This is a genomic window from Deltaproteobacteria bacterium HGW-Deltaproteobacteria-4, assembly GCA_002841765.1.
In the GTDB taxonomy this organism is placed as follows: domain Bacteria; phylum Desulfobacterota; class Desulfuromonadia; order Desulfuromonadales; family UBA2197; genus UBA2197.
Map to the genome: position 1 here is coordinate 72,289 of PHAV01000012.1, position 9,882 is coordinate 82,170.

Annotated in this window: 11 protein-coding genes; 7 read left to right on the forward strand and 4 right to left on the reverse strand. The window is 46.4% G+C overall.

What is annotated here, in order from left to right; genetic code table 11:
* The first annotated feature begins 205 nt into the window (after positions 1-205).
* On the forward strand, positions 206-601 hold the full coding sequence (locus CVU69_09745) for a GxxExxY protein (protein ID PKN12030.1): 396 nt from the start codon (positions 206-208) through the stop codon (positions 599-601).
* Between the two features lie 239 nt (positions 602-840).
* On the opposite strand, the gene CVU69_09750 is transcribed toward CVU69_09745, so the two are convergent.
* On the reverse strand, positions 841-3,603 hold the full coding sequence (locus CVU69_09750) for a hypothetical protein (protein PKN12017.1): 2,763 nt from the start codon (positions 3,601-3,603) through the stop codon (positions 841-843).
* 170 nt (positions 3,604-3,773) lie between these two features.
* Here CVU69_09750 and CVU69_09755 point away from each other — a divergent pair, with 170 nt between their 5' ends.
* The 6 genes from CVU69_09755 to CVU69_09780 all read left to right on the forward strand — a co-directional run bounded on the left by CVU69_09755 (position 3,774) and on the right by CVU69_09780 (position 7,310).
* Entirely contained in the window at positions 3,774-4,691 is a 918-nt protein-coding gene (locus tag CVU69_09755; GenBank protein PKN12018.1) for a radical SAM protein, read from the forward strand.
* Positions 4,688-4,897: a hypothetical protein gene (locus tag CVU69_09760; protein PKN12019.1), complete on the forward strand. Its 210-nt coding sequence runs from the start codon at positions 4,688-4,690 to the stop codon at positions 4,895-4,897. Before CVU69_09755 ends, CVU69_09760 begins: the two co-directional genes overlap by 4 nt.
* 27 nt (positions 4,898-4,924) lie before the next feature.
* The gene (locus CVU69_09765; protein PKN12020.1) at positions 4,925-5,572 is read left to right on the forward strand and encodes a hypothetical protein; all 648 of its coding nucleotides are present in this window, start codon (positions 4,925-4,927) and stop codon (positions 5,570-5,572) included.
* 377 nt (positions 5,573-5,949) lie between these two features.
* On the forward strand, positions 5,950-6,585 hold the full coding sequence (locus CVU69_09770; protein ID PKN12021.1) for a hypothetical protein: 636 nt from the start codon (positions 5,950-5,952) through the stop codon (positions 6,583-6,585).
* A 116-nt stretch (positions 6,586-6,701) separates the two neighbouring features.
* Positions 6,702-6,962, forward strand: coding sequence for a hypothetical protein (locus CVU69_09775; protein ID PKN12022.1), 261 nt, complete (start codon positions 6,702-6,704; stop codon positions 6,960-6,962).
* Positions 6,963-7,127: 165 nt separating this feature from the next.
* Positions 7,128-7,310, forward strand: coding sequence for a hypothetical protein (locus tag CVU69_09780; protein PKN12023.1), 183 nt, complete (start codon positions 7,128-7,130; stop codon positions 7,308-7,310).
* A 17-nt stretch (positions 7,311-7,327) separates the two neighbouring features.
* On the opposite strand, the gene CVU69_09785 is transcribed toward CVU69_09780, so the two are convergent.
* The 3 genes from CVU69_09785 to CVU69_09795 are packed head-to-tail and all read right to left on the reverse strand — an operon-like array spanning position 7,328 to position 9,882.
* Positions 7,328-8,032, reverse strand: a complete 705-nt coding sequence (locus CVU69_09785; protein ID PKN12024.1) for a hypothetical protein — start codon at positions 8,030-8,032, stop codon at positions 7,328-7,330.
* A complete protein-coding gene (locus CVU69_09790) occupies positions 8,013-9,125 on the reverse strand; it encodes a hypothetical protein (protein PKN12025.1) in 1,113 nt (370 codons plus the stop codon). The genes CVU69_09785 and CVU69_09790 overlap by 20 nt, the downstream gene beginning before the upstream one ends.
* Positions 9,115-9,882: a hypothetical protein gene (locus tag CVU69_09795; protein ID PKN12026.1), complete on the reverse strand. Its 768-nt coding sequence runs from the start codon at positions 9,880-9,882 to the stop codon at positions 9,115-9,117. Before CVU69_09795 ends, CVU69_09790 begins: the two co-directional genes overlap by 11 nt.

Below are 9,882 nucleotides of genomic sequence, written 5' to 3' on the forward strand. Positions count from 1 at the left end.
AGTTGTAAGTACGCCGCCTTGATCAGCAGAGATGCTGGTCGGCGGCGTTTTTACGTTGGCTGGAACGGGCCTCGTGTCAAGAGCGTTTCACGCTACGTCGCTACGTCAGACAAAAAGGCATAAGTCCGATGTATCGTAGCGGCGTTGCGCGAGGTGGGTTCGGTCTGAAGGATCAAGACGAAGGATGCGGATGGGGGATTATTTGATGACTGAGAACGAAATTGCCAACCGGATCATGGATGCGTCATTTCATATCCACCGTGAACTCGGGCCTGGTCTGCTGGAATCGGTGTACGAGGTCATTTTGGCCAAGAAACTGACCGACCGTGGACTTGTGGTTGAACGCCAGCAGCCGATAGCGATTCGTTTTGAGGGGATCACCTTTGATGAAGGCTTCCGTGCCGATCTGGTGGTCGAAAAGAAAGTCATTGTCGAATTGAAATCGATAGAGAAGCTGCAAGCGGTTCATGCCAAGCAACTTTTGACCTATTTACGGTTGACCGACTGTCGATTGGGGCTGTTAATCAACTTTGGTGAATTTTTACTCAAGGACGGTTTCAAGCGCGTGGTCAACGGTATCGATGATGAAACCCGCTGTTAAGCTCGGAGAGGCAAGAGCGTTTCACGCGACGGCGCAACGACGCAACGGCAGGCAGAAAAGCTATGATCTGAGGTTAAACCATTGCCACTGATTTTATGACTTCAGTTGGTGAAGAAGAGTTTCAGGAAGGATATTTAGAATAGGCCCGAACGAGAGGTGAATTACCCCTGGTTTTCAGGAACTCGTCTGATGGACAACTTTTATGTAAAAGTTGGCGCGCTGTGAATTTTACCTTGTCATTAATGAACAGACCTAGATTGAGGTTTTCTTGAAGAGGTTAAAATTTCTATTATTTTTTTATAATCAGCCTCAGTTCCAGTCCTCGAACCTGTATCACTCATCATAAAGGCAGTGTATTTTTTCAAATCGGGGAGTATGGCATAGTCCAGAAACTCAAGTGGCGTCACGTCTTGATCGTTTTTTTTATGACTTAATTCAGGATTGTGTTCAAGAATTGTCTCAACAATTTCAGGATGTCCGAACCTGACCGCAGTATGTAAAACAGTCTGGCTATCCACGGTCTTAAGCTCTGTATTAATGCCGGCAGACAGGAGCAATCTAACACACTCGACCTCCCTTCCTCGACACGCTCCATATAGTGCTGTCTGCCCAACAAAATCTTGCAAGTTAAGGTTGGCACCTGCCTCAATAAATATCTTTGCTAATTTAATATTTTTGTTTTCTACTGCCAGCATCAATGGAGTTTGTGCTTTAAAATCAGCTATATCAAGAAGCTTTGGCCATTTTTGTGCAATATAACCAATAGCGAAATTCCATTTTTCTATATATCTCTCAGAATTTTCAAATTCGCTATGCGATTGAGGTTGAATGATTCTAGATGCCTTTAATCTTTTTGAAATCTCGCCGCACATTTTAATCAATCTATTCAGAACAGTATCGCCACGGACATCGAATAAACGCCTATCCTTAAGATTCGAGTGTTTTTTGCACCAGGCATCCAAAAATACAACAACATCATTTTGTTCTATAATCGTAGCTAGTTCACTAGTAATGGCTTCCGTCTCTTTTTTATTGTAACGGGTTTTTGCATCAACACCCGGATAAGGTTTATATAAATCTGTCCAAAAATACTCTGCAACTTCAACAGCCACGTCTTCCATTGAAAGATTCGGATCAATGATGTCGTAAAAAACGGCATTACGATAATATTTCTCGTGATTTTCTGGTATGAGAGCTTTTCCTGAAACTGCAACACTCCAGAGATCACGGGAAATTTCTCCACGTAATGTTCCATAACTGCGTACATGACAATCTTCAAGAGCCTCACGAAAAAATTGTTCGGCAGTAGAGAAATCGTTCTGGGCAAGTGCATGCTTGGCTTTAAATTGTAGAAGTGGAGCTTTGAACCTGTCGGCTACTGGATTATTCTCCGCTTCATGCAGGATAGCAGCAACAAGATCGGCACAGTCTTTCGAACGACCTTTTCTTGCTCCGTTTAAGTAGTGCCCCAATTCTTCTAAATTGACCCTAATTTTTTGCACCGAAGTTTGAGCCAATTCTTTCATTCGGTCGGTTATGATCTTCCGTACTTTTTCAGGAATCTGTTCATCATTCGCAAGAGAAATTAGCACATCAATATGTGTAAACTTTTGCAGTGTTCTCCATGACGATCCATGTTTTAGGTCTATAAGCAATTTTTCCCGACAGTCAAAACCACGATTCTCCTCTTCAATTCTTAAAAAGTTCCGCTCCAGGATTTTGACAGCACTCTCCTTCCCGAAGGGTAAAAAATCCTCTAAAGGTTCCCCTCCTTCAAGCAAAGCAAAGCGTATTGAAAATTTTGTGCCGAGATACAGGGGTAAAAATTTTCCATCCATTCGACTTGAGGGGAGTATTGAATGTAGGTTCTCCATAATCAGCCAAGGAAACTGTTTTATTGTCTGCTCTTCAAACCACGCATCCTCTTCTTCCCAAGACCCCCCTTCGCTATGGGCTTGAATTGTCAAGTTATAGATTTGCTGAAAAAGTATAGTAAGTTGTAGAACCTTGTTTTTTGCTGGGTCTGTACAATCACAATCCTCCATCTTCGGGCACAGAACCTTCACCAGGCGACTATACCCATCTTGAACCGCTCTGGCAATTTGAAGTCTTTGGCGAATTACCTGCATCGAAGGTCGTGCATAACGTATGGCGAGAAGTTCGACAAAAAGTTTCTGTACTTCTTCGGAAGTGTCCCCCGATAACACTGCTTCGATACAGCCAGGAAGGCACATTGGAATTTCGTCCCTGAGAGCATCTGCTGTCAGCCCTTTGTGCTCAATGAAAGCTTTGGCGGCATGGATTTTTGCTGAGAGATCGAGTGTGTCTTCTGGTTCAAAGCACCCCTTGAAAGGTAACTCACAATTATCGAGAAATCTCAGATCTATCGTTTTTGCACGAGGCAAACTCCCCTCTTGCCATTTGTACAAATTGCTCTCGATGCTGTCGGCATTATCCTCTGAAGTTCCTTTATCCTCATTAAAGCCGCCGCTAAGATAATTAGTAAATTCATTCATGGATAATCCATGCAAATCAGATAGCCAAGCCATTGTTGCCACAAATGGCAAAATCAACTCTTCTTTTCCATCAATTTTTTTGACTTGCGGTAGATACCAGAAGCACCCACCGGGCATGCCTTTGTCAGTAATTGAATCCAACTGCCAGAACGCCACCGTCCTGCCGAGCATCGGAATATAGGAGTAACCAAGCAGATACCAGAGAACCTGCCGCTGGTCAGCGCCAGCCGTCCAGATCGATTGTTCGAGAGCCAAATTAAAATTTATTGTATCAGCAATATTAACGCGTAAGTGATGCCTTGCTTCATTGTCAAGTTTTAGCTCCCGGAAAATATCCAGAATCAATTCTTCCAGCATTTTAAGATGATTATTCAATTTCATCTGTCGCTGAGCAAATTTCTTTTTTGTTCTGGTTTGCGAATCATCCAAGCCCAGAGACTGAACAACTTCGAGAAGAACGGCTTCTACTGTAGGAACTACCGCCATAAAAACTCCAATATAAAGGCGTGTATTCAACGGTTTGCGTATCAAAAAAACGAACACACACTTAAAAATCAACTTTTGATAAGGCCCCGAAGGGGGGGTACGGAGAGTTACACTACCCACTGTGCTTTTCTAATTTACATTGTGCCTCATCAACCCACAGGAGGCACAACATGAAAAAAACCGATCAGCTTGTTCTCAATTGGCATCTCACCGAAACATGCAACTATGCCTGCCGATATTGCTATTCTAGTTGGAACCGAAGGCAGGCTGGCGAGATATTTCGAAGTCCCGAGGTCTCATCGGCCCTTCTGAAGGAGTTATATCGCTATTTCAGGGCAAACAATTCCTTCAACCCGCTTCAACAATCGTTGTGCTGGAATAATGTCCGCCTCAGCCTGGCCGGTGGGGAAACCCTTCTCTTTCCTGAACACACCCTCCGCATTGCCCGGGAAGCGAAAGCAATAGGATTCAGTCTCTCCTTGATCACTAACGGCAGTCTTCTTACCTGTGAAAATGTTCCAAAGCTGGTGGGTAACCTGTCGATGTTGGGGATCAGCTTAGACTCTGTGGATCGGGACACAAATCGTCGGATCGGCAGGATTGATCGGTCGGGTCGAGTCGTCTGTTTAGACGAGATGCATGATCTGATCGCCTTGGCTCGTGCCTGTAATCCCGAATTATTTATCAAGATCAACACAGTGGTTAACTCATTAAACATTGATGAAGACTTGCGCGGGATGGTTGAGCGTCTTCGTCCGAATAAATGGAAATTACTCCGTGTTCTCCCGGCTGTTACAGACGCATTATCAATCACGGATCAGCAATTCGCTTCCTTCGTTGCTCGCCATCGCCCCCTTGGCAATATCCTTTCTGTTGAGGACAACCAGGATATGACTGAGTCATACATCATGGTTGATCCCTGCGGCCGCTTCTTTCAAAACCAAAACAACTCTTCGAACAACAATCCTTATATCTACAGTGATCCGATTCTTGATGTCGGCGCCGATGCAGCCTTTGCCCAGATCAAGTTTGACATCGAGAAATTTGCCGGCCGGTATTTCCAGCACGAAGTTGGAGATGCAGCATGAAAAAATACAGTAACTGTAAGGAAATTAATAGGTACGTAAAAAGGCAAGTTCAAAAAGGTTGGTTCTTCACACACGGCAAGAAGCACGGAAAATTATCGCACCCCAGCGGGAAGGTAATTCTAATCGTCCCGAAAACGCCGAGCGATTGGCGGGCGCCCCATAATTTTCACCGTGATTTAGACCGCGCCATCAACATGATCGGATAGCGCAAATACGTGAAAATCCTTACAGCTATGAGCCGGTTTGCATGTGCAAGCCAAGTCAGTAAACAACAACCGTGTCACCGAAAGGGAAAAATGATGAATGAAACACGTCCGTTATTTATCGTTATTGAAGGAATAGACGGGTGCGGGAAATCAACCCTCGTCAATCTGTTGGCATCAAAACTCAAATTCCATCTGCTCAAGAGCCCTCCAGATGAGCTCAGCGATGTTCGTGGCCTCTTCGACATGGACGACGTGGCGCACAAACTTTTTTACGCGGCGGCAAACAAGATTGTTTCCGGCAAAGTCGGAAAATTCATGGCCGTCGGTGATTCTGTAATTTGCGATCGTTACTGGCTCAGCACGAAGGTCTACAGTTCGGTCCGCAAGGACGACATCGCTATTGACGCAATTGAACAGCATCTGGTCCGGCCGGATTTCACCATCTATCTTTACCTCGATGAGGCGATTCGTAAAGAACGGATGAATCGTCGCGGAGCATTAAACGAGATCGACCAACGAAGCGTCAACGACGTCTCCCAGCTTGGAGCCGCATACGATAATGAGCTTTTGCAACCTTTCAGCGGGCAGGTATTAAAAATTGATACCGGAGCGGGAACTCCCGAGGAATTAGTTAAGGTAATTCTCTCGCGGATGGGTATTTTTGTGAGCAGTTAAATAGGAGGGCGACGTTATTCAAGCGTCATGAGGTAAATTTTGAGAGTTACAGCCACCCCAAGCATGGGTAACGACCCTTTCCTCTCCCCTCCTGTGTAATATCCAGCGCCAAAGCCTTTCCCTCCGGCCTAGGCGCTGTTCTTTTTCCCATTCGGCTCCTTGGCCTAATTCACATCCTCTCCTCCCAGGTCTTTCGTTTCTTGGGGGGCTCCGCGCATAAAAATGCACTTTTCTGAAAAATAAATTTCATCTAGTTCCGGCTAAACAATTTCAAATGCTTAGGCATGAGAAGGCAGAGAAATGCCACACGTCGTGTGGTTTTTATGAATAATATTAGCATCTTAGCTAGGTAGTTGGTGTTGACGCCCCCGTATTTAATGCTAACCTCCTACACAAGCACAGGGAGGACGAGCGAGATGGGAAATCCCAATTACCCGAAGAAGGGTTCAATAACCAAGGCACAACCGATCCGGAGCGTCGCCCTCATCGCGGCCATTGAGACGTTGCTCGGTACCTGCCTCCGGGATTTGGCTCTGTTTGTTTTGGGAATCAACACCAACCTCCGGGCCGTGGATCTCCGGAAGCTGACCGTCGGGGACGTCAAAGGCGCCACCGTGGGCGCGGTACTGCAATTGCGGGAGAAGAAGACGCAAAAGGTGCGCACCATCTTTCTCAACCGCAAGGTCATTGAGACTCTCCAGCGGTGGCTCCTGGTCCACCCCTGGGGGGATCAGGACGACGCGATTCTCTTTCCCAACTTGCGCACCGGTCAAGCGCTCCAGGTGTCGACGATCAGCCGGATGGTGAAGGGGTGGTGCCGCCGCGCGGGGCTGGAAGGGCATTATTCGGCGCACACGCTGCGGAAAACCTTCGGTTTTATGCACCGCACCGTGCACGGCACCGATATTCCGACCCTGATGACGATGTTTAATCACGGTTCGCAACGCCAGACCCTCGACTACCTCGGCATCGACAACGAGGAGATCCGCGAGGCCTATTTGAAGGAGATCTGAGGAGGCTGCGCCAACTTATGTGCATAAGTTGGCGCCGGCGAAAGTAGGTGACAATATCTCTGTCGTGGCGTCTTTTTCGCTCCCGGTGGGAGAACTTCAATTTTAGGAGATAGCTCATGCCGTTCTCGGTCTCGATAAAAATTAACCATCGCGAAGTGGTGAAGATTGATGGCCGTAATTGTGGTCCCCCCACAGGTAACCGGGAATCCTGCGCGACTCGGATTTACAGCTATGTCGCCGAGTGCCCGGAAGTCGGTGGTAAATCCGTCGGGGAAATTCTTCATTTACGCGATGAGGGGATCGAACGGCTTGTTGCTCTGATCCTGTTGGACCTCGCCGCAAAGCCGAGGCGAGAAGGGGGGGCCCCGGAGGAGTAAGTCGAGACGGCCTACTTCCACGATATATTGGAGGATGCTATGACGAAGAATAAATCGATTATAAAAAACATTTAGCCGAAGCGTTCGAGCACCAAGGTAATTCCGCTGCCACAGCAGGTGCCCGGGTCAGAAAAATCAGAATCTTCACAAATCTAGGAGGATATCTTGGCGAACGATAAACCCAACAAGAAGCCACTGGAGCACATTGAATTCGATGCCCACCAGATCGACCAGGCACTGTTTCAGAACGATCAGTCCCGAGTATATGTGGTGATTGTTATAGACCAATTCACCCGAATGATCATAGGAGGAGTCTTTTACAAAGCCACCGCAATTGACCGAAAGTGAAGGGGAAGGGGAAGTGATCAGACAGGCCGGGGCAAACGTAAAGACGGGTAAGTCTCCAATAACCCATCGATCAGCAACCACAATTCAGACTCGTAAGTAAACGGGGCATCCAAGTCTAAACCAATTCGATGGTTAGCGATCAGGTGGTAAACAGCCACACAGGCTTCATTATAACCAAGCCCTTGTGTTTGGAGACTCTCCAGCATGGTACGGGTTTTCATTGTCACACAATTCGCCAACAGAGTCAGAATGTATTCAATGACTCCTGGGACGACCTTTGAGTTTCGGTTTTTCAGAAACAGTTTGGCGTTTTTTAGTTTGGACCCACTGCGAATTTCGACTTCCGTCATGAGCTTGAATCGGTTGATATCGTTGTTTTTACAATACAAAATAGCGCCACGAAACTTTGGTTTTAATTCAGCCCAGTTCTCCTTGATATCCACTCTATACTTTACCTCGTAAAGCCATTTTTCGATGGAATACCCAACCTGTAACTCCACTAAGGTGTCAGGTGTCCATTTTCCAGCCCCTCCATTCTCATTGATATACGGGACTTTAAAAGGCTGTTCCTCATAACTCACAACCCATTTTAGGAATTTCAACAAAACGTAGAAATCGCGCTCTAGGGTCGACTCGGCAAAGACAGCCTTATGAACAGCCTTTTGGGTCATAAGCAGGCTGGGTTGCCCCCGGTAGGATTTTTTAAGTTGGCGCACTGGCATGATGTTTTATCGTTTCCTTGTATATGTTGTTAAAATTGCGCAGATTACGGCCATTGATGCGCACGACATGTTGGTGGCCAAAGGCTCGATTATAGGCCGCTTCGTCGAGATCCCCAGTTTGTATCATACGAAACATCGTCTGACTCTCTTCAACATTCAGGGCTTCCTCCCGCACATCGAATTGTTCTTTTATCTCTGACCAGAGCCAGAACGGAACATCGCCATAGTTAAATAGGTAAGAAAAGATACTGGGGGACAGATCATTGACGGCCCAAGTGAACCGCTTCGGCCAGTCTGCCAAGATCCACGACAAAGCATGAAGCAACACGGTGCGCTCCTGAAAGCTTTCATGGCGCTGAAAGTAGAGCCATGATGGTTTTTCAAAATGCTGCTCTAAGCCGAGATGTCGAAAAACCCGCATCCAGACGTCATTGTGACTGACGATCTCCACAAGAAAGAGAAGTCCTTGGAGGAACAGATCTGGATGAACATACTGACCTGGCCCAAGCTCGAACCATTCACCAGAAAGTGTATTGAGAATATTCTGTGTAAATTTTTTGAGAAAATTAGGAGCAGGAATTCTTTTGACGTTTTTGTGTAGGCTTTCTTCACATTCACCGCAACAGTCCAGACGTATTTTTCCTTTGCGCGCCAGCAATTGCACCGGCACATGACAGCTTTCGCAGCGAGACCGCAAGAGAGTCCCGTGGCATGTGCAGACCACCACGAGTGCTGAACGCCATTCTTTACGAAAGTAAGGGACTTCACCCTCAAGACAGTCGGGACAATATGAAGTGAACTCCTGTCGACCTCCAAATCCAGATGTGTGAGCGATAAACCGGTCACCATCGACCCGTAATTGTTTTAGGCGATTGATGTTTGTGTCGGTTTTGTTGGCAAGAAAAGTCAGCTTCGCCTGATCTTCTAACTGGTCATTGTCCAAGGATCGAACATTTTCCCAACCAAGGGCATGAAGATAAAACTTACGCGGTGAAGCCCCATTTCCCAAGGCCACTCTCGCCATCCAGGAACTCAGAGTTTCATCATCAAAGTCCGGACGAGGTCGTACTGGCCATTTATCGTTATGACTCATTTGCAAACTTCAAACGCTCTGTTGGTGTTATCCATCCCAACGAGTCAAGCAGGGCAGGGGTGATCTGCTCATCTCCCTCTTCAATTGCCATAATCGTCGCCTCTTCAAGGATGTCGACAACTTCGCCAAGAATCCCCTCACTCATGTTTATGAGTTTTTCAACAAGCCCTTTTTGGTGGAGGTTGGAAGCCTTCCTTAATGGCAATGTCGACTCCAGGGAAGCAAGTAATTGTTGAAACGTTTTCATATTATTCACAGTATCCCATCTCGGTATAACAGCTCTTTTAAACCGGCTCGACATCTGATTTTCCTCAGCAATAAATTGAAGAGCACTCGGCACACCAAAAGCCAGAAAAGAGATCCTTAGCTCATTACTAATTGTTCGCATGGTATTGCGCAGCGCATCTTTCATGTCCTGACGCCCAACAAGAAAGTTGTGGAATTCATCTATCACAATCATGCGAACGCTTGTTTCCCTCAGTACATCAAGAACCTGTTTGGACAAACATTCAAAAGAATCTTTTTTTCCATACGGGACTCCGAGAGCATCTAAAATCCTTTTACAGAATGCTATTGGATCTGCTTTCGAATTAGCCTCGATATGAAGGACAGAAAAAATAGTGCGGTCGCCATTTTCAGAGTCTACAGGCGGGTTTAGGGGGCCTGTAAAGGATTTTGTGTAAATGGGTTTGTCGGTTAATAAGTCGGCATCCTGTCGCCGAAGATGATCGCAAACTGATTGAGTGCCGATTTCCAG